The organism is Vibrio sp. 1-Bac 57 (genome assembly GCF_037546855.1).
Taxonomy (GTDB): domain Bacteria; phylum Pseudomonadota; class Gammaproteobacteria; order Enterobacterales; family Psychromonadaceae; genus Psychromonas.
Genome location: NZ_JALAAC010000003.1, coordinates 140,331 through 167,246 on the forward strand (window position 1 = coordinate 140,331; position 26,916 = coordinate 167,246).

Consider the following 26,916-nt stretch of genomic DNA (forward strand, 5'->3'; position numbering starts at 1 on the left):
TATTTTCCGGCTGAGTTATTTTATTTCAAATAACCTTTTCGGCAATAAAAATTAAACAGTAAATATCCTTGAAGATGAGCCACAATAAACATGTTAAAAACCAATCAATTTATCCGTCTCCATCACTATTTTTGTAATATTCCAACTGCCGCTTCTGGGTTGGCATTAGCGATTGCTAGCTTAGGATTATCATGGGAGCATTTTATTCCTTTACAGGGAAAAGCTCAGATCCTGGGAGCAAGTATTGCTGCTTGTATTATTACACTGTTATTTCTCAAATTTATCTTCAATCCACATCTATTGAAGCAAGACTTACAGCACCCTATTGCAGGTACGGTGATCCCAACCTTAGCAATGGCATTGATGGTTATCTCAAATAGTATTGCTTTATATGATTTACAGATAGGGCAAGTAGTCAGTTGGCTAGCGATTGTTTTACACCTTTATTTCTTGGGTTATTTTATATTCAGTCGCAGTAAGGCTTTCCAGTTTCAACAAATATTACCTAGTTGGTTTATTCCTCCGATAGGCCTAGTCCTTGCTTTAATAACCCACCCCGGCGGACTAGCACCTGCTTTTATACACTTTATATTTGGGCTGGGTTTACTTTCTTACGCGGTACTACTGCCAATCGTGCTATATCGATTATTATTTGGTAGCGTACTCACTGATAATGAAAAACCGATTATCGTGATCCTAGCCACGCCTGCAAGTTTACTATTATTGGCATATCTTGTAACAACTAGCCAGCCTAACTACTTACTGCTAGGGTGCCTTTTCGTTTTAGCCTTGAGCATGACTTTATATATTTACCTTGTATTTAAAAGCCTGCTACGTCTTTCCTACACGCCTGCATATTCTGCCTTCACTTTTCCATTGGTGGTTGGCGCTGTTGCATTGATGAAGATGAGTGAGTTTTTATTAGAGAAGGGTTTTGCAACACATTGGGTTAATATTACCGAGCAACTCGCTAACATCGAACTGGCGATTGCTAGTGCCATGGTGTTGTATGTAACGGTGCGTTATTTACCTCATTTCTTTCAGAAAGCTTAAAAAACAATAGCACTGAGTCGTAAACGAGCATATGACAATGATTGATAGCATCGCTATTTAATAGGTTACCGTAAATGTCAGAACCGGATATTTGCGGATCTTAATCAGGAGTTACATTTATTGTCAGGGTCTCGTTAATATAAAAATATTCTTTAATCAAAATATTGACTCATCTCTACCATTTTTAGAATATATTTAAATAAAAAAACAAAAATATTTTATTTAGGTATAGTATAAATAAAATGTCTTTTTCATCTCGCTCAACTTTTTTTCGTCTAACTTAACTTTTTTCATCTAACCCGATATGGAGTACATGAGAATCAAAAAACCAATATTCCATCCCAACTTAACCAACGATCCATTACATAGAATGTTTGATGAAGTAGAAGCGATCTCTGTGCAAGGATATGATGAGCAGCGCAGAGTGATTTACTGGAATAAGGGCAGCGAATCGCTTTATGGTTATAGCAAAGAGGAAGCTTTAGGAAAAAAACTAGAGGAATTGATAATTCCTAAGCCAATATGGGAAAATATAATTGCTGCACACAGCAACTGGGTTAACAACAATGTCCCCATCCCCGCATCAGAAATCACCTTACTCAACAAAAAAGGTAAAGATATTAATGTTTTTTCCAGCCACGTCATGTTTATTAATCAAGATAACCACAAACAAATGTATTGTGTGGATATTGATTTAAGCGATGTTCGTTATGCGCAAGCACAAGCTATATTTAAAGAACAAATGTTGGAAGCTGTATTTGAAGCAAGCCCAGATTTGTTTTTTTTAATGTCAGAAGATGGCAGAATTATTGACTATCGAGCCAATAATACAAAGAGCCTGTATATTTCTCCTAGTCAGTTTACAGGTAAATTGATGATTGATATTTTGCCGGAGCAGGTTGCCAACAAATTTCAAATGCATTTTGATAAAGTACTGAAACAAGTAGGCGAAACTTGTTTTGAATATGAATGAACCATGCCCTTTGGCATTGTTTATTATGAAGCAAGACTTAGCCACCTTCCTGAACACAATCAAATTTTAGGTATTGTTCGTGATATTACAGAACAGCATAAGTCTTCAGAAATCATTCGCCAACATGCCTATTTCGATACACTAACTTTATTACCTAATCGTTTTTTAGCATTGGATCGTTTGTCGCAAATGCTCAATGAAGCAGAGCGAAATGAAGAATGTGCAGCGGTATTCTTTATTGATTTAGATGACTTCAAAAAAGTGAATGATTCATTAGGTCACGAAATTGGCGATAAACTACTCATCGCAGCTGCAAATAGATTAAACCAGTCAATACGTAAAGAGGATACTGTTGGGCGCTTAGGTGGAGATGAGTTTATTATATTAATACGAGATATAAACTCCGACAGCGATGCCTCGGTGATAGCAGACACGTTATTAAATATTTTTAGAGAGCCTTTATCCATTGATGGACGTGAGCTGATTCTTACCTTAAGTATTGGCATCGCTATGTATCCACAAAATGGAACTAACACATCTGAATTGTTACGTAACTCTGATATTGCAATGTATCAAGCAAAAGCATTAGGGCGTAACGCCTATTCATTTTTTACTAAAGAAATGAATGTATCAATGATGAGGCGCTTTGAAATTGAGGAACAAATGCATGGCGCGTTAGAACGCAATGAATTTGAAATATATTATCAGCCCTTATTAGATGTAAATAAAAAACAAATTATTGGTGCAGAGGCGCTGTTACGCTGGCATAACGCCGCCCTAGGCCATATTACCCCCGATGAGTTCATACCTATTGCCGAGCATACTGGGTTAATTGTTGCCATTGGTCGATACGTCATTAAGCAATCACTCAGTTTTTTGACGCACTGGCAAAATGTCACTCAACAAAAATATGTGATGGCAGTTAATTTATCGCCTAGCCAGTTCCGAGATAAAGAGCTGTTTAATTTTATCAAAAACACGCTCACAGATGAAAATATACCGGCACATAGCTTAGAGCTTGAAATTACTGAAGGCGTGTTAATGACAGGTCAATCTTATGTTGACGATACCTTACTGCAATTTGATCAACTTGGAGTAAAGCTATCAATGGATGATTTTGGTACTGGTTACTCTTCGCTAAGTTATTTAAGACAATATGCTTTCGATGTTTTAAAAATAGATCGCAGTTTTATTAATGGTATTACGCTTAATGATGAAGATAGAAACTTAGTTAAAGCAGCGATTGCAATGGCGCATAGTTTAGGATTAGTGGTTGTCGCAGAAGGCGTTGAAATGCACCAACAATTGCTAATTTTAGAGGAGTTAGGATGCGATTTCGTGCAGGGTTATTATTTTAGTAAACCCATCCCCGCAGCGCAGTTTATTACCTTTTCCCAAGAATATAAGTTAACTGAGTGAAAAAAAGTTATTGATAAAAAACATATCAACGACGGTATAAGCCCTCCTGCTCTATATTTATTTAAAATCCCTCCCTTTGGATTAATGACAGAGTACGCAGAAAAAACCATACAGAGCGACTCTTTTTAGCAAATAACAATGATCTCTATGTTCGAATGTTCAGGAGAATTAGTGTCGTGTTTAATCCTATATGAGCAGCTACTTCCACATTTAACTGTACAGGAATACCAAAGAATTAGTTCACAGTAGAGTGCTCAAGCGCAGATAAAAAGTAGAAAAAAATAAATAATCTTACTTTTAATTGCTATTTTTAGTTAATTTACTAACTTTGTTAGGATCGTTATAAAAATACTCCTTTTTAGCTATCAACTTGTAGTTAACTTACTATTACTTTTGATCTGAAACTACACAACAGATCTACAGCCATGTAACAGTCATAGTTAAATTTACCCCATCGATTTAAAAAATTAATCCTTCATTAATTTTACACAGAGAGACCGACTATGACGATAAGAAAAAAAATGTACTTAGCTTTATTTTTTTTGATGGCGGTACTGTTTATCCAATCAGCCTATATGATTTATCAGAGTAGTCGTATCCATGATGCATCGATTAAAATAGCCGATACTATTGAACCCATCCTGTTTAAAAACTATGAGTTAAAGATAGCAGTGATACAAGTGCAACAATGGGTAACAGATATTAGTGCAACAAGAGCCTTGGATGGCTTAAATGACGGTATTGAGGTAGCAGGGGAAAATTACGAGATTGCTGTTAACCTTCTTCAAGAATTAAGCATACTCGATACGGCGAATTCAGACTTTTATCAACAAATGCTGCCCACGCTTGAGAACTACTTTGAGACTGGTAAATCAATGGCAAATGCTTATATTGAACAAGGGCCTGCGGGCGGTAATAAAATAATGCCAGCATTTGATGATGCCGCAGCCGCGATCACAGAACAAGTCGAGCAAGTAATGTCGATGTCCAGAGAGCGTTCAGCACAAAACCTCAGCAACCAAACTGAAAATGCAGCAGCAATAGAATTCTCCGTTTATGCCTTTTCAGCCCTATTTTTAATAATATTGAGCGCTTTCTATCTATTAACTAGTAAAGGCTTATTAAAACCACTTGATGCGATGATGAAGATGGCTGATGACCTAGCCCATGGAGAAGGCGATTTAACGAAAAGGTTAAATGAGTCTAAAAATGACGAACTAGGTATTACTTCACACCATATTAATAGCTTCATAACAAAAACACAGGCAGTCATTAAAACGGTTAGTTTAACCATTAAAGATCTTAATGAAACCTCTGATTTGTTACAAGATTCAGCTCAAAAAACAAAACATGATATGTCCATGCAACTTAAGGAAACAGAGCAAACAGCGAGTGCAATGAATGAACTAACCGTTTCTTCTAAAGAAGTAGCTCAATATACTGTTGATGCCTCAAATGAAACAGCAGTGGTTAATGAACATATCGAAAGCGGCATGAGCATATGTAACTCAGCCACAGTACAAATGGCTGAGTTATCTGAAAAAATGACTTCAGCACAACAAGTTGTTAAGCGCTTAGGGGATGATAGTGCCAATATAGGCGCTATGTTAGAAGTAATTGTCGCCATCTCTCAACAGACGAATCTACTCGCCCTTAATGCAGCTATTGAAGCAGCGCGTGCCGGAGAAAAAGGCCGTGGTTTTGCGGTGGTAGCCGATGAAGTACGATCTTTAGCAGGTCGTTCTCAGGAGTCGACACAGGATATTCAAAATATCGTGAATCGCTTACGCGAGAATGTAGAGCAAGTGGTAGAAGTTTTTGCAGTAAGTAGGGATAACGCAAACCAATCACATAATAAGGTGGAAGCGCTTACTCATTCATTGAGTGTTATTGCCGAAAATGTGAAAAATATAAGTCAAATGAACGAACAGATTGCCACTGCAGCAGCAGAACAGAACCAAGTCGTATCTGAGGTTGAACGCAGTATTGTTAATATTTCTGGCGTATCTAATTCAAATGCCATCAATATTGAGTCAGTCAGTACAACTGGAGAAACCCTCAAAAATAATGTACTTGAGCTAAATAAATTAGTGAGTCAGTTTAAATATTAATAAATTAGTAGATTGATTTTGTAGTCAACGTTAGCGTCAAGTTTGCTTTACGCTAACGTTTTTTGTGTTTTATTGCTTGTTAAGAGCAAAAAATACGTTATTGAAACCCCATTTCCATTTCCATTTCCTTACCAATACCAATGCCAATACCAATACCAATACCAATCAAGAGTAATCCACTTAAGAATAATCAATTATGTTTTTTGTTAAATTTAAATTAACTCAAACCTCGATCACAGTTTTATATGTTGGTTTTGCTAACTAAACCATTGTTATTTCATATCAATTAGTGTGCAAATAATATTTCCTTCTACTCAATATAGGAAACAGCTCAATTTGAGCCCCACCTTAATAAGCTAATCTGCCCCTATAAAAATGATGAGTGAGGTGGAAAAATGCTGTATTTCGAGTTTATATTTTTGCTATTTGTACTGTATGTGGGCTCCCGGTTTGGTGGAATTGGGTTAGGTGTTGTATCAGGCATTGGTTTAGTTATTGAGGTTTTTGTTTTCAAAATGCCTCCGACCTCCCCTCCTGTAACTGTCATGTTAATCATATTAGCCGTTGTTACCTGTGCCTCGATTCTAGAAGCCGCCGGTGGATTAAAATATATGCTACAAATTGCTGAGCGTATTTTAAGAAACAATCCGAAACGAGTCACTCTTATCGCGCCTTTTGTGACTTATGCGATGACATTTTTATTGGGTACTGGACACGCGGTTTATTCAATCATGCCAATCATTGGTGACGTTGCACTGAAAAATGGTATTCGCCCTGAACGCCCCATGGCAGCTGCTTCCGTCGCCTCGCAAATTGGTATTACAGCTTCCCCATTATCTGCCGCGGTGGTGTATTATTTGGCGCAATTAGTGGATATTGACTCTTCCATTACTTTATTGTCAATTTTGATGGTCACCGTGCCTTCTACTTTATTCGGTACTTTGATGCTGGCACTTTATAGTTTACGTCGAGGCAAAGAATTAGCAGATGATCCAGACTACCAAGCACGTTTAAAAGATCCCGTTTGGCGTGAAAAAATAGAGAATACGACTTCAACCTCTTTAGATGAAATGCTACCCAGTAAAGCGCGAAATGCGGTACTTATCTTCCTAGGAGCAATTGTTTCTATTGTGCTGATCGCTATGCTGCCGGAAATACGCACCATCACCGAAGGCTCATCTCCAATCAAAATGTCAGTTGTTATCCAAATGATGATGCTCGCTTTTGGTGGTGTGATTCTATTAGCAACTAAAACTGACCCTAGAGATGTTCCTAATGGCGTAGTGTTCAAATCAGGTATGGTTGCCGCCATTGCTATTTTTGGTATTGCGTGGATGTCTGACACTTACTTCCAATACGCGATGCCACAATTTAAAGCTGGGATTGTTGATATGGTGACACTGCATCCTTGGACCTTTGCATTATCTCTATTCATCGTATCAGTGGTGGTTAACTCGCAAGCTGCTACCGCGCGAATGATGCTGCCTGTTGGTTTAGCGCTGGGTTTAGAGCCTGCCTTAGTAATTGGTTTGATGCCTGCTGTGTATGGTTACTTCTTTATTCCAAATTATCCTTCAGATATTGCAACGGTCAACTTTGATAGTTCAGGCACCACTAAAATAGGCAAATATTACTTTAACCATTCATTTATGTCAGTGGGCTTGATAGGCGTGATTTCAGCTTGTCTTGTTGGTTATGTGTTAGGACAAATAGTGATTGGTTAATACAGAAAATAATGACTTAGATCACAACGGGCAATCTTCTTTAAGGCAAGATACGCCCGTAAATCGTTATTCTAGAGCTCAATAAATAAAGTCATTGCAATTAACTAGACGATCGGTCTATTATATCAATATGACATTATTAAGTACAAAACCACGACGTGGTAGACCCCCAAAAGTATCGCGAGAAAATCATGATACAAAAGCGGAATTAATCCGCAGCGGACTTGAGCAGCTAACAGAGAGTGGATTCGCAGCTTCTGGCATTGACCCTATTTTAAAGAGAGTCGGTGTACCAAAGGGCTCTTTTTATCACTACTTTGCTAGTAAAGAAGTATTTGGATTAGCGGTAATCGAAAGCTATGCAAATTATTTTGCAAATAAACTAGATACCTATTTATTAGATCAGACTTATTCACCATTAGTGCGCATAAGTCATTTTGTTGAGAATGCAAAATCAGGGCTTGAACGACATCATTTTACGCGTGGTTGCTTAGTAGGAAACCTTGGACAAGAAGTACATTTATTGCCTGAAAGTTTTAGACCTATTTTGATAGATATTTTTCTATCTTGGCAGCAACGTATAAGTGATTGTCTTAAATTGGCACAGGCCAGTGGTGATATATCGAAGTCTGCAGACTGTGAGCAATTAGCTGAATGTTTTTGGGTAGGTTGGGAAGGAGCGGTAAGCCGAACACGTTTAGTGGGAAATGCAACACCACTGGATAACTACTTCCAATATTTTATTGCTAGCTTGCCTCGATAATAACAGGGTGAAGGTAGTAAATTAATAGAAAAAGTAATTGGTATACAAGCACCTGTAAGTAAGCAGTTATCAGTAAACAGCTTTCAATAAATAGTTATAGGTAAGCGCCTATAACTAAAAAATTTAATCATTAATAGACGATCGGTCTAAAGGGGAAGAGATATGTTCAAAGGTATTTTAATTGAAAAAGATGAACAAGGTTACAGAGCAGCAGTTAAAAGTATTGATGAAAGTGTATTGCCTGAGGGTGATGTCACTATCAAGGTTGCATATAGCACTTTAAACTATAAAGACGCTTTAGCAATCACAGGCAAAGGCCCAGTTGTACGTAACTTCCCTATGGTTCCTGGTATCGATTTAGTCGGTACTGTTGAACAAACTGACAGTGATAAATTTAAAATCGGTGATCATGTTTTATTAAACGGTTTTGGTGTTGGTGAAGCACATTGTGGTGGATTGGCTGAAACGGCGCGTTTAAAAAGTGAATGGTTAATTCCTTTACCTTCAGCTTTCTCTGCTCGCCAAGCAATGTCAATAGGTACAGCAGGTTATACTGCAATGCTATGTGTAATTGCTTTAGAGAAACACGGTATCACTCCCGATAAAGGAGAGATATTAGTAACAGGCGCCAATGGTGGTGTGGGTAGTTTTGCAATTACCATTTTAGCTAAATTAGGTTACACCGTAGTTGCTTCAACGGGTCGAGTTGATCAAGCAGAATACCTGAAAAAATTAGGCGCAACAGAGGTCATTGACCGTGCCACATTATCAGAGCCAGGTCGCCCATTAGCGAGAGAGCGCTGGGCAGCTGCGATTGACTCTACAGGTAGCCATACTTTAGCAAATATATGCGCTAGCTTAAAATATGGTGGCGTTGTTGCTGCCTGTGGTTTAGCACAGGGCATGGATCTACCAGCAACCGTAATGCCATTTATTTTACGTGGTGTGACTTTGGCAGGTATTGATAGTGTTATGCGTCCAACACAAGACAGAGTAGAAGCATGGGAGCGCCTTGCTACTATTTTAGAAGCCGATGTATTTGATGATATCGCAAAAGAGATCACCCTAGAGGAAGCAATTGATACAGCTGAGCAATTGATTGCAGGCAAAGTACGTGGTCGTGTAGTGGTTAAAGTTGCTGAATAATCAATAAATCTAAATTTAGGCTTAACTTAAGATTTAGATTTTAACTTTGACTTTGACTTGAATAATAAAAGAGCCCGCTTAATAATCTGAACTGACCCCATTAAGCGAGCTCTTTTTATTGAGCTATTTTAAATCATTGTTTTTAAATGGTAACTTTTAAATAGTAGTTCTTAAATAGAACCCCTTAAAAAACCTTTAAAAATAGATACCTACTGTTTGATGATTTTAAAATTATCCCAAGCTTGAGACGTTGGCATCACTTCTAAACTATTAATATTAATATGTGCAGGTTGCTCAGCAATCCAGAATATAATGTTAGCAATATCTTCCGGTTGTATCGCGCTAGCACCTTTATAGATTTGATCGTATTTTTCTTGATCGCCTTTAAAACGCACTAAGCTAAACTCACTCTCGGCTAACCCCGGCTCTAAGCTTGTTACACGCACTCCCGTCCCTGCAAAATCACTACGTAAGTTGCGAGAGAATTGTGCGACAAATGCTTTGCTTGCGCCATAAACATGGCTACCTGGATAAGCCCAATTAGCAGCAATACTAGCTAGATTAATGATGCTTGCAGATGCTTGAGCACGTAAAATAGGTAAAAGGCTGTGTGTGACATTGACTAAACCCGTTACATTAGTATCAATCATTGTATGCCAGTCAGATAAAGCAGCTTTATCAGCAGGCTCTGCACCTAAAGCAAGGCCCGCATTATTCACTAATATCCCAACTTGTTTAAAACGCTCTGGTAATTGCTCAACAAAGCCAATCACCGCTTCACTATCTCGTACATCTAATACCGAATAAAAGACTTCAGTGAATTCAGAGAGTTCTGCACTCAAAGCTTGTAAACGCTCTTCTCTTCGTCCAGTGATAATTAACGGGTAACCATGTTGAGCAAATTTCTTCGCAGTGGCTAATCCAAACCCAGAAGTCGCGCCTGTAATTAAAACTACCGGATGTTGTTGTGCTTGGCTTTGTTCTGTCATTTCACATTCCTTTAAAATACGTAATAAAGTCAATACTGTTTGATACTTCTACGAATACTAATAGAAAACTATTCTCACTTCATGTGTATTTTCATTAATGCTCAGTTTTACTATTTAATTTCTGTTTCAAACAGTATGACGTAGATGACAATAGTAATAGAGCCAGAACTACATTTTTGTAGTATCAACCTCAGAATCAACTTATAGATCAACTTACTAGAGTAACTTATAAATTAATTTTTGTTACTCAATTTAATCGACTTAATCCTAAGAAAACTGAATGCTGGCGCTAACTGAAAATACCAGTGCACATACACTTTAGGGTAAATTTATTAATGCTTTTGATTCGTAAAAATGAAACAAATGCTCATGAGTTTATTGAGCGAAAAAGGAATATTTTTATGACATTAGAAGTGATACAAGCAGATACCCTAGATACAAGAATCCAGCCTGATACAAAAAATCAGCCTAATACACAAAGCAAAGTTAGCCGCCCTCACCCAGCTTTACTCGGTTCATTAACGCCTAATGTATCACCAGAACAGGTGATTAATTTAAGCCAAGCCCAACTTCTCTACCAAAGTCCGTTGAACAAACCATTACCGATAAAAACTTAAGAAGCCGCATGAATTCACCCTTTAATATCAAAAGTGGAAACTTAGAGCTTACTGATCAGTTTCTTATCGAAAGCTGGGAACTTGGCATGGTTGGACTGCGTACCTTAACTCCATTTGGTGTTGGTGATTATTTAAGAGCAAGCTTATACAACGGCGTCACTGAGCAACAAGCCACCAGCTTAGCGGTATTTATGCAACATTTCGATCACGATAATTCATAAAATAAATACCCATTACCAACCTATCTATTTTAATCAGATAGGTTGGTTTTTAGATCTACTCCTTTCACTCCTCACAATCCCTCCCCTAACTATCCACGCAAAATGTTCTACTACAGGCCCCCTGTTAATCACTGCATAATAACTGCACTTACCCTATAGATAATGGATAAATGTAACGACATACTCCGATTGGCAGAGATAGTAATGACTTCATGATTAATGAGTTGTGCATGGTGAAAGGTGAAAGGACTTACAATAGACATCAACAAATGCAGTAATCTACTTTAATTACTTATTCGCTATTACTTATTCGTTATTAAAAGGAGGAAGTTAAATTTAGCACCTTGAAGTATTATGGGCATAAAAAAACCTCTTCCCGAATGATTATCGAAAAGAGGTTTTGATAGCAGTATTTATACTTATCTGAAGCAGTTATGCATCCACTTCTGAAAGCACGCTATCCAATGTTTCAACAATAAAGTCCGCTTCTTGCTGTGTAATGGTTAATACAGGACATAAACACAAGGTATTATTTAAGTGTTTAAAGGAACGATTGGTACGTCCTATAATTAATCCTTTTTGCATACACATCCCAGCAACCTTGATCGCCACCGCTTCTGCAACAGGGGTTTTAGTTTCACGGTTACTGACTAACTCAAGACCTAATAACAACCCTTTACCACGTACATCACCAATAATAGGATGCTTGGTTTTTAACAATTGTAGTTGTGTTAACAAGTAATCGCCCATGACTGCGCTATTGGTGATCAAGTCTTCTCGCTCTAATATTGCCAAATTAGCCAATGCCGCGGCAGGACCAGCGGTACAACCTGCGTATGTACTTACATCTCGAAAGTATGCTTCTCGGTCAGCACCGTCAGCAAGAAACTCTTCAAATAAAGCTTCTGTTGTGACCACACATGAAATAGCGGCATAACTTGATGCGACACCTTTCGCTAGTGTCACAATATCAGGCTTAATACCGTAATGTTGGTAACCAAACCATTTACCGGTTCTACCCATGCCACACACAACTTCATCCATGTGTATTAATACATTATATTTTTTACAAATCTCCATCACGGCTGGCCAATAACCTTCAGGTGGAGTGATCACGCCTCCTCCAGCAGTAATAGTTTCAAAAACAACCGCACCGACTGTTTCAGGACCTTCACGTAGAATCACTTTTTCCAACTCTTTAGCTGCTAGAATTCCGTAATCTTTGACATCGCCAAATTGGCTTCTGTACTCACAACAATGTGGGAATTCAACAAAACCAGGTACAAATGGACCATAATGTAAACGACGCTCTTCTTGGCCCGTTGCACTTAATGTCGCGATGGTTGTGCCATGATAATCACGCTCACGGTATAAAATTTTATTCTTTTTACCACCGTACTTCTGTTGAGAAATTTGGCGTACTATTTTAAAAGCTTTTTCATTAGCTTCTGAACCTGAGCTTGCATAATACACTCGGCTCATGCCAGGCATTTTTTGTAGTAATTTCTCAGCAAACTCTGCACTAGGTTCGTTACCTGCGGTACTTGCAAAAAAGTTAAGCTTTACCATTTGATCGCGAACAGCATCGGCAATTTCGGTACGCCCATAGCCAACATTGACACACCAAACACCACCAGAAGAGGCATCTAAATAACTATTACCCTTAGCATCCCAAATGCGTGAACCTTCTCCTTTCACCATCACCATTGGGTCTTGTTTTTTTAACACGCTGTGCTGGCTTAAATGGTGCCAAACATGGTTACGATCTTTTTCAATTATCTCTGCTGTTTTTGAGTCCATCATGTTATTCCCCTATGCTAAGTAGTCATTTTCGATGACTCAGCCTAACTTATAAATTAACCTTCCGATTAGCGCCAGCCACTTTATTCGATAGAGCCAGATAGAATTTTTAAGGTGTTATTTAAGTGGAACTACAATTGCTTATCTTTGGCTCTATCCGTTACTGGTTATTATTGTGATAGTGTGGCCAATATTAAATAAAACTAAGGAAAATCAGTGGAACAAATTTGGTATGTATTGCCTGTGGTGATGTTCGCGGCTGTGGTGCGAGGATATAGTGGATTTGGTTTTGCTGTGATTGCAGTGGTGGGATTAAACTTCTTTTTTGAGCCACAGCAAAGCATTGCCATTGTTTTATCTTTAGATCTAATTTGCAGTCTAAATTTATGGCGACAAGCCGTTAAACAGGCGAATTTTCCCGCCTTAAAAAGGTTAGTGATAGGGTCTATATTCGGTATTCCTATCGGTTACAGCTTTTTGCTTTTAATTCCTGCAGAAACACTAAAACTCTTAATTTGTTTAGGTGTTTTAACTTTAGCCGCTTTGCTTTTCTCAAGTTACAGACCTTTTAATGCAGAAAAAAACATCACTAAAGTAGGTTTTGGTTTGGCATCAGGGGCCGGTACTGCCAGCGCATCAATCGGTGGGCCAATGATTGTGTATTACATGTTATCAAGTAATTTACCAACGAGTAGCCAACGCGCTACGATGATTTTATTTTTTATTGCCAGTGAAGCATTAACTGTGATCACCCTTATTAGTGGTGGGCTAGTGGATGACACGCTACCCCAGGCATTATTAATACTAACTCTACCAACTTTGTTAGCGGTGTATTATGGGCAATACTTATTTAACAAAAAACCTCCTCAATCATTAAAAAGTTTTGCCTTACCTATCATGGTTGTAGTGGCTTTACTTGGCATAGTAAATTCAGCACATACCTTATTAACATAACCTTCAGAGAACCACTTGGTTCTAGTGAACCTAGTGGCTTTATTTAGCATAAAAAATGCAACCCATCCCTTATTATAATACCCTTCAAATACTCCCTATATAGCTGTTTTAAATACGATTAACCGCGCACCATGCCCTTTTAAATTTATGAATAAGTCAACCATCAGGATCAACTGCCTTCTTTTGCTAATGTGTAGCTTTACTGATGTATAGCGATACAAAACTAACCAGCGCCGTTACCAATCACAAGGTGCATTACTTAGTCGGTAATGGGTATATAAACCACGATACAAAGTCTATATAGGACATAAAGGCGCAGTAGGCTATCAATGTAAGTGGTCGCAATGCTTTGTTAATAAACGCTGTTAAGCCTCATTAGAGGTACTATTATTAGATGCACTTACGACCTGAATCCAAGAAGAACTAAAAGAACCTCAAGCTAAACAATCCCAGCTTAGTATTAACAGATGCTATTAATGCAATATGCAATCTAAAACGAGCGGTATTCGTCATAAGAAATTAACTTTCTTTAGTTGTTAAAAGTCAGCAGGTTAAAACTTAGCAAATTAGTAGGTTAAGAATCATGGGAATGGCTTATTACTGTAAATTACAGGACAGCAGGAAGGCTTTTTTGTTGCAGTAGTCAAAGGCTAAGTAGGTAGGTAAGTAGGTAAGTAGGTAAGTAGTGGAATAATTAAACAGTTAAAAACAATTTGATACTTGTCAATAAGCCCCTGCAAATAGAACTTGTAAATAGCTTTAATGCTTAAAAATAAGCACGACTATTGCAATTTCAGTGCGCTTTTCATTTATATTTACCTAATAAAAAAAGCCCGCTATTAGAACCTAATAGCGGGCAAATAATGTAGATTTATATCTTATTTTTTAATTGTATCCTTTCCAAGGGATTAATTTAGATTCTAAATAGCGCATCAGCAGGTCAAAACAATAGGCGATAATACCAATTACAATAATGCCGGCGATCACCACATCAGTCACTAGGAATTCAGAGGCATTTAATACCATAAAGCCAATACCACGTTCTGCTGCGACCATTTCAGCGGCAACTAAGGTTGTCCAACCAAAACCGATAGCAATACGCATCCCAGTCATAATGTCAGGCATTGCACCTCGAGCGATAACCTGCGTGATCACCTGCCATGGTGTTGCGCCCATTGAGTACGCAACTTGGATTTGCTCAATACGCACCGATGTCACGCCAGAACGAGCACTGAGTACAATAGGTGATAACATGGCTAAGAAAATAAGCGTCACTTTACTTGACTCATCAATACCTAACCAAATAATAATAAGCGGTAAATAAGCTAATGGTGGAAGAGGACGATAGAATTCAATTAAAGGATCAAAAATCCCACGAAAAACACGATTACAACCAATCGTAATACCTAATGGAATACCGATTAAACAAGCTAGTAAAAAGGCACCAAAGATACGTACTAAACTCGCATTCAAATGTTCAACAAGTGTTGCACCGGCAAACCCATCAACCGTGATATCAATTAAACGCTGCACCACATCAACAGGTGAAGGTAAAAAGATTGGCTTAATAAATCCACCTTCCGTAGCAATAGCCCATATAGCAATAAAGAAAATAGTTGAAAAAACACCAATTAAACGACTATCACCAGCACCGGGTGTACCAAAATATTCACCACTTTGTACGGCACTTGGCGCAGTCATTTTTTTAATTTTAAGTTGTATTTTATCTAACAATGAAACCGACGCGGCTGCACTTTCACGTTCTTCTTTAGTGTCTACCATTTGCGGCTCTTTAGCTGCTTTGCTGTTTACTATTTTTTTCTTGGATTCACCGATCGAGCTTGAACCCATTTCTTTAGTCATACTGGTCATAATCGTTCCTTAGGCTACGGCCAATTCATCGCCATGAATAATGGCTAATACTTTTTCACGCATCGCTATAAATTCGGGGCTAGATTTAACTTGTCTTGCATCTCTGCAATCTAAGAATTGTTGATTAAAATTTAACTCGAATTGATGTGTGATACGGCCAGGGCGAGGAGACATCACTACTAATCTAGTTGCTAATAACAAGGCTTCATCAACACTATGCGTAATAAAAAACATCATCTTGTTGGTTTTACGCCACACATCTAGCAATAACTCTTGTAATGACTCGCGAGTCAGTGCATCCAGTGCACCTAAAGGCTCATCGAGTAACAACATTTTAGGGTCATTAGTTAACGCACGAGCAATCCCAACACGTTGCTGCATACCACCTGAAAGTTGATAAACCTTATGCTGATGAAAGTCTTCTAAGCCAACCAGTTTTAGATATTCCGCAGCACGTTCACGACGTAATTTTTTATCCACCCCCTGCAGTTTTAAACCAAACTCAGTATTTTCAATCACATTTAACCAAGGTAATAATGCGTGTTTTTGAAACACTACTCCGCGGTCGGCATCTGGCCCAGTGACTTCATCGCCAATCTCTTTGCCACATAACACCCTTGGATAACCTTTTACTTTACTGTTACCTAAGGTTAGATACCCTTTACTTGGAGAAATAAAACCAGCAATAAGATTTAGCAACGTTGTTTTACCACAACCTGATGCTCCTAAAGCAACCACTAAGTCACCTTGCTCCATGGTCAGATTTACATCTGATAAAGCTGTCACCGACTCGCCACCCTCTGAGCCGGGATAGACAACTGAGACTTCGCAAACTTTCAATGTGTTCATTACAACGCTCCTAAATTAATATTCTTAACGTAATTGATGAGTTATAGTTTTGATGCCGCAATTGCGTATTCAGGATTAACAAAGACACTATAATCAGGCATTAAATCGTTAATTTTATTTTCTTTTTTCAAAAATTCTGACGTTGATTTTAAAGATTTTGCAGCACCACCATCGGCACCACAACCCAACCAATTACATGATAATTGTTGCGTGAAAGTAGGGAATTCATAAAGCCCTAATACACTTGCAACTTGGTTAACATCACTGCCAGATATTTTTGCGATTGATTTTGCAATGGGATGAGACGCATCAAAGGTATCTTTGTTGCTACGGTATTCTTGATCAAGATCACCGGCTATTTTCAATATCTTAGCCATAAAATCCGCATTTTCTTTGCCGAATTCTTTATCAACGATCAAGCCGTCAAAAGTAGGTTTTCCCCATGAACTTAAGGTTTTAGAGGTAATTAATACATCACCATCTTTTTTGATATTGCCTAATACTGGATCCCAGATAAATGCACCGTCAATATCACCTCGTTGCCATGCTGCGTTGATAGTATTAGGTTGCATATTCGTTAATTTAACGTCTTTATCCGATAAACCAAATTGCTCCAATGCAAACAGAGCATGGAAATGGGTTGTTGATACAAAAGGAACCGCAATACGCTTACCTTTAAGATCTGATGGTGCAGTAATACCACTTCCCTTACGTACCACTAACGCCTCAGCATCGGCGATATTTTCTAAAATCCAAACTAATTCAACTTCGATACCACGACTCACCGCCGCAGCAATTGGGCTAGAACCTGCAGAAGCAAGGTCAATTGAACCTGATGCCATCGCAGTGATTACTTTTGCACCAGAGTCAAAACGTTTCCATTTCACCTCATAACCCGTTTCTTTTTCAATTAACTTTTCATTAATCGCATGCTTCCAAGGGTTATTCATGCCCATATACCCGATAGTGACATCCTTTGCGCTTACCGTAGATGCAAATAATAGCGCTGCCATGGCTGTCATTAACTTGGTTGGTTTAGATTTTTTCATCTTAAAATTCCTTATTTATCTGATGCTCTGGATGTGACGTAACTTTCGTTATTTAAACTACGCGGTGAAAAAAATAAGATACAGAGCCAGTTTTTTAAATTCATGGTCCACGATTAATCACTTAATTTTATAAGCCCATTTTCATAACTACCACTTTCACAACCTGTAATTAGCCACAACAAGAGTAAGGTTAAAACACAGGTTGGCTCAAAAATTGCGTTAACAATGCATTAACAAACCGAAATACTGTTAAGCACATGAAAACTTATAAACAAAATTCGCTCCAACTTTTAACGCAGGTACCCTATGGTTGATTTTTTAATGAATATTGAGCTGCATCAAAACAGCACTTATCAACAACAGATCCGTGAAAAATTAGTCGAGCTAATCGAGCAAGATGCCTTTGGTGACAAGGCCTTACCCTCAGGTAGGAAGATGGCACAACTATTGAAAGTATCCAGAAATACGGTCGTACTTGTGTATGAAAGTTTAGTCGATGAAGGTTTTCTAATTGCGCGTAAACGTAGTGGATTTTTTGTACACCCTGACTTACTTATGGTGCAACGCCTCCCCAATTCGGTGCAAAAAAACCATTTAGCAGAGACACCAAACCTCAATCAACCGAATTGGTCTAAACGCTTGCAAAAACACCCTAGCCAGTTATCGACCCTCAATAAAGATGAAAACTGGAGCAAGTATCCTTACCCTTTTATTTATGGCCATATTGACGTCAGTGAGTTTCCGCTTTATCAATGGCGAGAATGTTCACGAATAGCAGAAAGCAAAGGCAAATTACATGAATGGGTTGAAGGTTATATCGACATGGATGATCCACAGTTGGTATCGCAAATTCGCCAACAAATTCTATCAAAACGGGGCATTAGCGCAGATCCCGATGAAATATTAATTACCCTTGGCACACAAAATTCTCTGTTTTTATTAACTAGCTTATTAGCAGACAAGTCAGTGACTTTCGGCGTAGAAAATCCCGGATATGCAAATTTACGGCATGTCATTTCACTATGTGATAGCCCAATGAAGGCATTAGAAGTTGACCATCAGGGATTAAAAGTAGGCGAACAACTTAATGATTGTGATTATGTCTGTGTGACACCGAGTCACCAATACCCAACGACTGTCACCATGAGTATAGAGCGTCGTAAAGCTTTGCTTGAGCAAGCTTCAAAGGATGACTTTATTGTTATTGAAGATGATTATGAAAGTGAAGTTAACTTTATTGAAAAACCGCTTCCCGCTTTAAAAAGCTATGACCAAGATGGTCGAGTTATTTACACCGGCAGTTTATCCAAGTCGCTAACACCAGGTATACGTATTGGTTATATGGTGGCGGATAGATCATTGATCACCGAGTTACGTACATTACGCACTTTGCATTATCGCCACCCACCGTCTAACAACCAACGTATTACTGCTCTATTTATTAGCCAAGGTTATTACGATAGCCATGTACGCCGTATGCGCCGTACCTATGAAAAAAAATGGTTACAGATGCAACAAGGTATTGAACAGTATTTATTGAATTGTGAAATCCACTCTACACCCGGTAGCTTCTGTTTCTGGATAGGATTGCCTAAAACTATCACTAGCCATAAATTACGTGAAGTAGCTGCACAACAAGGTATTTTAATTGAATCAGGCGATACTTTATTTATGCAACAAGACGCCCCAAAAAACTATATAAGGTTAGGTTTTTCTGCCATCAATATTGATAAAATTTTACAGGGATTAGCCATACTAGGCGGCCTGATCGCACAATTAGAACGAAAGGCACTTAACGATAAAACCGCTTGAGTCGTTCTCCCTAATAACAATAAACGCTAATAGCTATTATAGCCGTTGCAATTATTGCTTAAATTTAAGATAACAACTTATTGAAAGTAGCTATGAAAGCAAATGTGAAAGCAAATACTTAAAAAAGAGGCAAAGTTTAAATCGCTCATAGTCACTGATAGAAAAGCTTAAACGAACCTCAATAATTGTAGCAGATCTTAAATAGCGCCCTCTTGTATACTTTACTTATCGTGCTAACCAACCACCATCTACGGCAATTGTATAACCATGGATATAGTTTGCGGCCTCGGAAGCTAAAAACACGCAAGGCCCTGCAATATCTTCAGGTGTGCCCCAACGCTCAGCAGGAATACGCTCAAGGATCGCAGTATTCCGTGCTTCATCGGCTCTCAATGCCGTCGTATTATTTGTTGCCATATATCCAGGCGCGATAGCATTAACATTAATTGAAAATTTGGCCCACTCATTCGCCATGGCTTTAGTGATACCCATTAATGCACTCTTTGATGCAGTATAAGAAGGGACACGTATACCACCTTGGAAAGAAAGCATCGAAGCAATATTAATGATTTTTCCTCCCTGCTTCTGTGCAATAAACTGCTTGGCAACGGCTTGAGACATAAAAAAAGCAGTCTTAGTATTAACATTCATTACGTCATCCCAGTTTTCTTCTGAGAAATCGAGCGCATCTTCACGGCGAATAATACCGGCGTTATTCACCAAAATATCAATTTTATTAAAGCGCTGTAGTGTTTCTTTAATGATATCCGCAATACCATCTTGTTTAATTAGGTCAGCACGCAGGTCAAGAAACTCATAACCGGCAGCTTCCATTTTTTCCATAGTCTGTACTGGAGCAGAACGATTCACGCCAACCACTTTACAACCAGCTTGTGCCAACCCTAGTGCAATAGCCTGCCCTAAGCCAGTATTACAACCAGTCACAATTGCCACTTTATTTTGTAAACTAAATGATTCCAAAATCATAATATCTTCCTTAATTACTTTCACCTGAACAAAGAAATAACCCTAAACAGCATGCTTCAATATACACAAAAAAACCACAACCAACAAATATTATTGAAACGATGTTTTATAATTAACATAAAATAATAAGTGTCTTACTTTCTGATAGAAAATATTACTGTTTTTAAATTTTTAAAAAGGACTTTTAAAAATACTGCACTACGCTATCCCACACTATATAATGTATAAAATAGTGCTTAATAAGGATAAACAATGGATAAACCAACTCAGCCTGAATCAGTCTCATCCGTATTAAAGGTATTTAGTATTTTACAAGCCCTGGGTGAACAAAAAAATATCGGTGTATCCGAGCTATCACAACGCTTAATGATGTCTAAAGCAACAACTTACCGATTTTTGCAAACTATGAAAACACTCGGTTATGTAACGCAAGAAGAGGAAGCGGATCGATACGCTTTAACCCTAAAACTGTTTGAATTAGGCGCGAAGTCGCTAGAGTACGTAGATTTAATTGGCTTAGCTGATAAAGAGATGCGATTCATTTCAGAGCAAACTAATGAAGCATTACACTTAGGTGCATTAGATGATGATTCAATTATTTATATTCATAAAATTGATTCTAATTACAGCTTAAGAATGCAATCAAGGATCGGTCGCCGTAACCCTCTTTATAGTACCGCTATTGGGAAAGTGTTATTAGCTGAACGTGAACAGGATTTTATTCGTGATACATTATCTCGCGTTACATTTGTTAAGCACACAGAGAAAACATTAGAGAACACGGATCAACTCATTGCAGAATTAACCTTGGTTAAAGAACAACACTATGCACAAGATAACCAAGAGCAAGAACCAGGATTAAGATGTATTGCCACACCAATATATGACCGATTTGGCACAGTGATAGCTGGTATTTCAATTTCACTACCTACAATACGTTTTGATGAAGATCGCCTCAGCTATTATGTTGGCTTATTACATCAAGCAGGTAAAAATGTGTCATCTCAATTAGGTTTTAAAGATTACCCAAGCCTATGAAAAAACGATTAAAAGCGGTATTGACGTCAGCCTTCATCTATCCAGGATTAGGGCATTTTTTGTTTAAGTACTACATAACGGGTGCAATTATTATGGCGGGGTTTTCTGTACCGTTATGGTTATTGATTAAAGAAATGTTTACTAAAACAGAGCAAGTAATAATAAACATTCAACGAGGAGAGATCCCCTTAACTATCGACGCGATCAGCGATGCTATTTTAATGAGCTCCGGTGCAAGTATGCAAACTCTTAATATGTACTCTTATGCGCTACTCGCTTTTTGGATTATCGGTATAGTGGATCTATATAGAGTATCTTCAAAGAAGTAGCCATTAAGACGATTAGCTACTTCTTAACCAATAAAATATCGCAAGGCAACTTGGTTAATAGCGCGGTTGTGGTGCTGCCGATCCAGAGTTGCTCTAGTTTATTTCTGGTCACCATCCCCATTACTAAGATATTACTATTATTTTTGGTGATATATGCACTTAGTGCGACCTCTGGCACGCCCTCCAATAAAATGCATTTACCAGAAGAGACGCGATATTTCTTAGCAAAGTCTGCTAACCCATCTCGATGCATCGCTAATATTTTATGCTTGTATTTCACTAATACTGAGGTCACATAATAACAATGCGCAACAACCCAGCCTGCTTTTAATAGGCGCGACCAACTTTCAGTTAATGCAATAATATTTTCGTCGATAGTACCTGACCTAGCATGCTCATGTAATGGATCAACAGCAGCCACCAATTTAATAGGATCATTCCAGGCTTTATGGTTGAGCAATAGCACAGGACAACCGATATCCGTTAACTTTTGAAAGATTGAATGTCGTTTCTCAACCACATTATCTTCAATCACAACGAGGCTATTTGCATTCTGTTTAATGTCAGTATTAAGGACTTTAAGATAATCGGCAGATTGATTAATCACTATCTCTACCTTAATCGCATTCATGTCAAAAAATTTAATTAATTTTGCTTTTTTTAACTCTATTTTTGCCATTAATTCATCGAGTAAAGTATCTTTTTCAGTGAATAGATGCCAATAACCACGCCCCTTTAATTGTGTACTTGCATCGATGATTATTTTCAGCGTTGTTTGATGCGGCGGAATAAGATGAACCAGTTTATCTAATGAAGTCGTTTGGTAATAAAAGCGACTATCAATAAACCAAATAAATTGTTCTGTAATCATATATAAATTCACATTAATAGAGAGTTGATCGAGTATATACCTGTTATCAATCAAGATGCAAAAGCCAACAAGTCGTGAGTTAAACAGGTTCTAAATCAAGATGACTTGAGTATTACCATTGCACATTAATAGAATACAAAACTATACAATAAAGGTTAAAACAATATCGCCAAAGCCCCAGGTCAATGTGCCTAAAATAAGTAAAATACCTTCACTTATCCCCGCATTAAATTTAATTGAATGCATCGACTCTTTGATTAGTATGAGATATTTTTCTTCTATATCATCTAGCTCTTCTTGCACATAGTCTGGCGTTGCATTTAATAATCTTAATTTACGTTTTTTTTGTAATATTTCGACGCGTTTTCGTATTGATAGCCGGCTCATTAAGACCCTTTCTTCGATAATGCCAGAAAAACCAGAAATAATACCTAATACCACTACCACACTACCTGACCGAGAAAACCACTCAGTATCAAGTAACTGGATCAAGGAAAAGTAATACCCTAAACCCAGTATGAGTGCAGTTAGAACAAATAAAACAACGTGATGACGTATTGAAATGGGTAATGTCGTCAACAAACCTAGAGCCACCGTTTTTTCTTAAATAAAATAACTAAACTTAATGAAATAAAGCCCATAAAGCTGAGCAAATAATAATAACCGTGGGTTACTTTTAACTCAGGAATATATTCAAAATTCATACCATATAATCCCGCTAAAAAACCTAACGGAATAAAGATAGCGGTGATCACCGTTAATACTCGCATGGTGGCATTTAGCTGGTGAGATGTAACGGATAAATAACCATTGATCAGATCGCTACAAATATCATAATGCATTTGCGACAAACTCAATAAGCGCTCAATACGCTCGTGAACATCGGTTACCGTATGTAGTTCAGCTTGGTTGATGATAGGCGTTTCATCCGTCACTAATATTTTCAGCTCACTACCGATATTGCTATGATAATTAAACGTGCGTTTAAGCTTAGTCAAACGAGAACGATACAGAGTAATTTCCTGCATCATTTTATCATCGCCTCCCATCTGAAACTTATCTTCTAAGGACTCTAGTTTTTCTTCAAATTCAAATAGTTTTTGAAGGTAGATACCACAACTATAATGAAAGATCCTGAGCGCTAAAGTGATCGGGCTTTTTGATAGATACTTTTCCCCTTCAACACTGAATAGTTTATCAATAGAGATAGATTTTTTAGCATGCGAAGTGATCACAATATTAGTGCCTACAAACATACCAATTTGTAAGTGCTCAAAGACTAAATCATCACCGGGATGAAAAATACCGCGATAAAGCATAAATATATATTCATCAAACAATTCAATTTTTGGTGGATGGCGATCACGTTGTACGTCTTTAATCGCTAAAGAATGGCACCCTAATTGTTTCATGAATAAGCGCTCTTTCTCTTGATCATGGGAATCAAAATCTATCCATAAAGAATCATTTTGATTCTGCTTCCAAATCTCAACTAAGGACTCATCGCCATAAATGAATGACTTATCTTCTTTTAACAACATACATCTGATCATAATTATTCTCTTTTTATGACTTAAACGATTTTTAATCTTGTTTATAACTATCTATACCCATGCCACCTCAAGATGCTTTGTCAGGCGAAACCTCGGATAGCAGAGCAAGGCGCAACATGAGGCCTTTCGAGAGATTAACTTCGTTAATCCTCTATCGGCAGGTGTAAATGCAAGCATTTAGCACCTTCAATGGTTATTCCCTTTTTGATTGTTGCAACGCAGGGCTGATGTAAGAGGTTGCGCCCCGTAGGGCAAGGCAACTTGTACCCATCTGCGTTGTTATAAAATCTCTATGTAGAATAACTATACTTCAATTTTATGCCTAGCATCTCGGTACAATTTGCCTTGCTGACTTTGCATCTTGAGGTAGCATGGGTATATGTATAGTGAGCTAGGTTGCGCTTCGTGTCATCTTTTTATTGTTTATCAATAATAAATTCCTTTGTTTAGGTAAAGGTTATAAACTTTATTTTAACTTTTATAAATTTATTCGGTGGAGTATGTCCTTAGAAATTATCACCTGGGTTGCCATTGCATTATGCATCTCGCAATCAGCTATTTTTTCAGGGTTGAATATTGCCTTATTTTCATTAAGCCGATTACAGCTCGAAGTTGAATCAACAAAAGGCAATAAAGAAGCTAAAAAAGTATTAGGGTTACGTAATGACTCGAACTTTTTATTAACCACGATCCTGTGGGGTAATGTTGGAATCAATGTATTATTAACCTTATTATCTGATTCTGCCTTAGCAGGAATAAGTGCTTTTCTATTTTCAACGATCGCTATCACCATCATTGGTGAGATCACGCCACAAGCTTATTTCTCAAGAAATGCTCTGAAAATGGGCGCTTTATTAGCGCCGGTGATCAAGTTTTATCAGATTTTATTTTACCCCGTCGCTAAACCTACTGCGTTAATTTTAGACGCTTGGTTGGGTAAAGAAGGTATCACCTATTTAGCTGAGAGTGAGTTAAGTAGCATTATCCGTAAACATATTGAAGCAGAAGAAACAGATATTAACCATGTAGAAGGTATCGGTGCATTAAACTTTTTTAAATTGGATAAGATTTCAGTCATCGAAGAAGGAGAAGTAATCGATCCTGACTCTATTATTGCCTTGCCAACCAAGTTAGATTTACCGATTATTCCAGAGATTACGTCCGCACCGAATAATGAATTTTTAAGATTAATGAATAAATCAGGCCATCGTTGGGTAGTATTAACTAACCCACAAGGAGATCCTCTTGTTGTGGTCGATTCAGATAGCTTCTTACGTGATGTATTTTTTGAAACAGAAAATTTTGACCCGTATAAACATTGTCATCGTCCAACCATCATTAACGATGAATCAACCATGTTAAACGATGCCATTATTAAAATGAAAATGATTGAGCCCGTGGATAAGTCTTTTGATGGCGCAATCGAACGAGATGTATTACTTATTTGGGGAGAGAACAAGCGCATTATTACTGGCGCAGATATATTTGGCTTGTTGTTAAAAGGCATACAACCACCAGAACTGCAAATTAAAACATCGACTTCGGTCAAAAGTTAAATTAACACTAAAGCCAAGTTCGTATTAATGCGACTCTACCGATAACAATCATTTGCCGGCTGAAAAACGATAAAGCTTACGAAACTATACCCGCGTTTGAAACTACACCGGCGTTTAAAGGCGACTAAAGGAACTTTTATGAACTTAACACAAATCAACGACATCTTATCGTATAAGATCCTAACCGTAGCCGATCACGCTATTACCCTAGGCAGTATTTTGTTGATACCTTCTGTATTAATTATGGGGATAATATTAACACGCTGGATAGCAAAATTGATCACTAAACGTTTAGTCTCAAAGAAAACGGATCCTAATATTATCCATTTGCTGCTACGTATGTTCTACGTGATTGCAATGGCAATCTTACTAATAACAACACTAGATTTAATTAACGTGCCAATCACCGCATTTGCTTTTTTATCCGGTGCCATTGCAATTGGCTTTGGTTTTGGTGCACAAAACATTATTAATAACTTCATTAGTGGCTGGATATTAATGTGGGAACGCCCGATACGTATTGGTGATTTTTTAGAAGTTGAAGATGCGAAAGGAGTCGTTGAAGAAATCAACACTCGCTCTACACGAATACGTCGAGTAGATGGTGTACACCTGCTTATTCCAAATAGTAAATTATTGGAAAATACCGTTGTTAACTGGACCTTAATTGACACCTTGGTTAGAACATCCGTTACAGTAGGCGTCGCTTATGGGTCACCAGCGAGAAAAGTAGCGGATCTGATCATGCAAGCCACTAAGGAACAACAAAAAATCGTGATGTCACCAGCACCTGTTGTTACCTTTGAAGACTTCGGTGATAACGCACTCATGTTTGAAGCTACCTTTTGGTTAGATTCAACAACAGAAGGCGGTTTAAGGGTGATGCGCAGTAATATTCGATTTCGTTTAGAAGAGCTCTTTGAAGAACATAATATCGTTGTTGCTTATCCACAAAGAGACCTGCATATCGACGGCTCATTAACTCTTAATAGAGAGAGAGTTTCCATTAAAAAATAATACGTACTGTTTACATTTTTTAATCATGTTCGGGCCATTAATCGCATCATTGTGATTAATGGACGACACCCAGCAATAAATACCACCCAAATAGCGATGACAAATAGCGATGCATTAAACGTTTAACCACCACTAACGAGTAAGTAGTGGTAGTAATAAAATAGGTTGTTGTTAAACTTCATTAAATAAAAAAATACACCAGATTTAAGCGAG

At 37.8% G+C, this 26,916-nt stretch carries 24 protein-coding genes; 15 read left to right on the forward strand and 9 right to left on the reverse strand.

Annotated elements, in window-relative coordinates:
• Positions 1 to 90: 90 nt before the first annotated feature.
• The 7 genes from MT391_RS03185 (at position 91) to acuI (ending at position 9,189) form a co-directional block, all read left to right on the forward strand.
• A complete protein-coding gene (locus tag MT391_RS03185) occupies positions 91 to 1,053 on the forward strand; it encodes a TDT family transporter (protein ID WP_499496896.1) in 963 nt (320 codons plus the stop codon).
• A 313-nt stretch (positions 1,054 to 1,366) separates the two neighbouring features.
• Entirely contained in the window at positions 1,367 to 2,026 is a 660-nt protein-coding gene (locus MT391_RS03190; RefSeq protein ID WP_499496897.1) for a PAS domain-containing protein, read from the forward strand.
• A gap of 3 nt (positions 2,027 to 2,029) precedes the next feature.
• Positions 2,030 to 3,445 carry a putative bifunctional diguanylate cyclase/phosphodiesterase gene (locus tag MT391_RS03195; protein WP_499496898.1) on the forward strand — a complete coding sequence of 472 codons (1,416 nt, stop codon included), beginning with the start codon at positions 2,030 to 2,032 and terminating at the stop codon, positions 3,443 to 3,445.
• Between the two features lie 503 nt (positions 3,446 to 3,948).
• Positions 3,949 to 5,556 carry a methyl-accepting chemotaxis protein gene (locus MT391_RS03200; protein WP_499439034.1) on the forward strand — a complete coding sequence of 536 codons (1,608 nt, stop codon included), beginning with the start codon at positions 3,949 to 3,951 and terminating at the stop codon, positions 5,554 to 5,556.
• A gap of 395 nt (positions 5,557 to 5,951) precedes the next feature.
• On the forward strand, positions 5,952 to 7,280 hold the full coding sequence (locus MT391_RS03205; RefSeq protein WP_166368234.1) for an anaerobic C4-dicarboxylate transporter: 1,329 nt from the start codon (positions 5,952 to 5,954) through the stop codon (positions 7,278 to 7,280).
• A 130-nt stretch (positions 7,281 to 7,410) separates the two neighbouring features.
• Positions 7,411 to 8,043 (forward strand): acrylate utilization transcriptional regulator AcuR, encoded by a 633-nt coding sequence (acuR, locus tag MT391_RS03210; RefSeq protein ID WP_499496899.1) that lies wholly within the window; start codon positions 7,411 to 7,413, stop codon positions 8,041 to 8,043.
• Positions 8,044 to 8,205: 162 nt separating this feature from the next.
• Entirely contained in the window at positions 8,206 to 9,189 is a 984-nt protein-coding gene (gene acuI / locus MT391_RS03215; protein ID WP_499496900.1) for an acrylyl-CoA reductase (NADPH), read from the forward strand.
• Between the two features lie 209 nt (positions 9,190 to 9,398).
• On the opposite strand, the gene MT391_RS03220 is transcribed toward acuI, so the two are convergent.
• A complete protein-coding gene (locus MT391_RS03220) occupies positions 9,399 to 10,178 on the reverse strand; it encodes an SDR family NAD(P)-dependent oxidoreductase (RefSeq protein WP_166368240.1) in 780 nt (259 codons plus the stop codon).
• A 401-nt stretch (positions 10,179 to 10,579) separates the two neighbouring features.
• Here MT391_RS03220 and MT391_RS03225 point away from each other — a divergent pair, with 401 nt between their 5' ends.
• Entirely contained in the window at positions 10,580 to 10,795 is a 216-nt protein-coding gene (locus MT391_RS03225) for a hypothetical protein (RefSeq protein ID WP_499496901.1), read from the forward strand.
• 8 nt (positions 10,796 to 10,803) lie between these two features.
• Positions 10,804 to 11,016, forward strand: a complete 213-nt coding sequence (locus MT391_RS03230) for a hypothetical protein (RefSeq protein ID WP_499496902.1) — start codon at positions 10,804 to 10,806, stop codon at positions 11,014 to 11,016.
• Positions 11,017 to 11,448: 432 nt separating this feature from the next.
• Here the strand turns inward: MT391_RS03230 and MT391_RS03235 are convergent, their stop codons facing one another.
• A complete protein-coding gene (locus MT391_RS03235; RefSeq protein ID WP_499496903.1) occupies positions 11,449 to 12,819 on the reverse strand; it encodes an aminotransferase family protein in 1,371 nt (456 codons plus the stop codon).
• A 213-nt stretch (positions 12,820 to 13,032) separates the two neighbouring features.
• On the opposite strand from MT391_RS03235, the gene MT391_RS03240 reads away from it, so the two are divergent.
• The gene (locus MT391_RS03240) at positions 13,033 to 13,770 is read left to right on the forward strand and encodes a sulfite exporter TauE/SafE family protein (protein ID WP_499496904.1); all 738 of its coding nucleotides are present in this window, start codon (positions 13,033 to 13,035) and stop codon (positions 13,768 to 13,770) included.
• An 885-nt stretch (positions 13,771 to 14,655) separates the two neighbouring features.
• On the opposite strand, the gene MT391_RS03245 is transcribed toward MT391_RS03240, so the two are convergent.
• From MT391_RS03245 to tauA, 3 genes are read right to left on the reverse strand one after another with little or no spacing between them, the layout of a single operon-like run.
• Positions 14,656 to 15,642 (reverse strand): ABC transporter permease subunit, encoded by a 987-nt coding sequence (locus MT391_RS03245; protein WP_205962913.1) that lies wholly within the window; start codon positions 15,640 to 15,642, stop codon positions 14,656 to 14,658.
• Positions 15,643 to 15,651: 9 nt separating this feature from the next.
• Positions 15,652 to 16,491, reverse strand: coding sequence for a taurine ABC transporter ATP-binding protein (locus tag MT391_RS03250; protein ID WP_166368250.1), 840 nt, complete (start codon positions 16,489 to 16,491; stop codon positions 15,652 to 15,654).
• A gap of 41 nt (positions 16,492 to 16,532) precedes the next feature.
• The gene (tauA, locus tag MT391_RS03255) at positions 16,533 to 17,540 is read right to left on the reverse strand and encodes a taurine ABC transporter substrate-binding protein (RefSeq protein WP_299662866.1); all 1,008 of its coding nucleotides are present in this window, start codon (positions 17,538 to 17,540) and stop codon (positions 16,533 to 16,535) included.
• A 306-nt stretch (positions 17,541 to 17,846) separates the two neighbouring features.
• On the opposite strand from tauA, the gene pdxR reads away from it, so the two are divergent.
• Complete coding sequence (gene pdxR, locus MT391_RS03260) at positions 17,847 to 19,352, forward strand: MocR-like pyridoxine biosynthesis transcription factor PdxR (RefSeq protein ID WP_499496905.1); 1,506 nt, start codon at positions 17,847 to 17,849, stop codon at positions 19,350 to 19,352.
• A gap of 225 nt (positions 19,353 to 19,577) precedes the next feature.
• Here pdxR and kduD read toward each other — a convergent pair whose 3' ends face one another.
• The gene (gene kduD, locus MT391_RS03265) at positions 19,578 to 20,339 is read right to left on the reverse strand and encodes a 2-dehydro-3-deoxy-D-gluconate 5-dehydrogenase KduD (protein ID WP_499496906.1); all 762 of its coding nucleotides are present in this window, start codon (positions 20,337 to 20,339) and stop codon (positions 19,578 to 19,580) included.
• Between the two features lie 252 nt (positions 20,340 to 20,591).
• Between kduD and kdgR the strand changes: the two genes are divergently transcribed.
• On the forward strand, positions 20,592 to 21,377 hold the full coding sequence (gene kdgR, locus MT391_RS03270; protein ID WP_299662861.1) for a DNA-binding transcriptional regulator KdgR: 786 nt from the start codon (positions 20,592 to 20,594) through the stop codon (positions 21,375 to 21,377).
• Positions 21,374 to 21,706 carry a hypothetical protein gene (locus MT391_RS03275; RefSeq protein ID WP_499439044.1) on the forward strand — a complete coding sequence of 111 codons (333 nt, stop codon included), beginning with the start codon at positions 21,374 to 21,376 and terminating at the stop codon, positions 21,704 to 21,706. The genes kdgR and MT391_RS03275 overlap by 4 nt, the downstream gene beginning before the upstream one ends.
• 16 nt (positions 21,707 to 21,722) lie before the next feature.
• On the opposite strand, the gene MT391_RS03280 is transcribed toward MT391_RS03275, so the two are convergent.
• The 3 genes from MT391_RS03280 to MT391_RS03290 all read right to left on the reverse strand — a co-directional run bounded on the left by MT391_RS03280 (position 21,723) and on the right by MT391_RS03290 (position 24,130).
• Positions 21,723 to 22,577, reverse strand: a complete 855-nt coding sequence (locus tag MT391_RS03280; RefSeq protein ID WP_499496907.1) for a universal stress protein — start codon at positions 22,575 to 22,577, stop codon at positions 21,723 to 21,725.
• A 141-nt stretch (positions 22,578 to 22,718) separates the two neighbouring features.
• Positions 22,719 to 23,171 carry a hypothetical protein gene (locus tag MT391_RS03285; protein ID WP_499496908.1) on the reverse strand — a complete coding sequence of 151 codons (453 nt, stop codon included), beginning with the start codon at positions 23,169 to 23,171 and terminating at the stop codon, positions 22,719 to 22,721.
• Positions 23,162 to 24,130, reverse strand: a complete 969-nt coding sequence (locus tag MT391_RS03290; RefSeq protein ID WP_499439049.1) for a magnesium transporter CorA family protein — start codon at positions 24,128 to 24,130, stop codon at positions 23,162 to 23,164. Before MT391_RS03290 ends, MT391_RS03285 begins: the two co-directional genes overlap by 10 nt.
• Positions 24,131 to 24,630: 500 nt before the next feature.
• Here MT391_RS03290 and MT391_RS03295 point away from each other — a divergent pair, with 500 nt between their 5' ends.
• Both MT391_RS03295 and MT391_RS03300 read left to right on the forward strand, forming a co-directional pair.
• The gene (locus MT391_RS03295; RefSeq protein WP_499439050.1) at positions 24,631 to 25,686 is read left to right on the forward strand and encodes a DUF21 domain-containing protein; all 1,056 of its coding nucleotides are present in this window, start codon (positions 24,631 to 24,633) and stop codon (positions 25,684 to 25,686) included.
• Between the two features lie 138 nt (positions 25,687 to 25,824).
• Positions 25,825 to 26,703 carry a mechanosensitive ion channel family protein gene (locus MT391_RS03300; protein ID WP_499439052.1) on the forward strand — a complete coding sequence of 293 codons (879 nt, stop codon included), beginning with the start codon at positions 25,825 to 25,827 and terminating at the stop codon, positions 26,701 to 26,703.
• Positions 26,704 to 26,916: the final 213 nt, after the last annotated feature.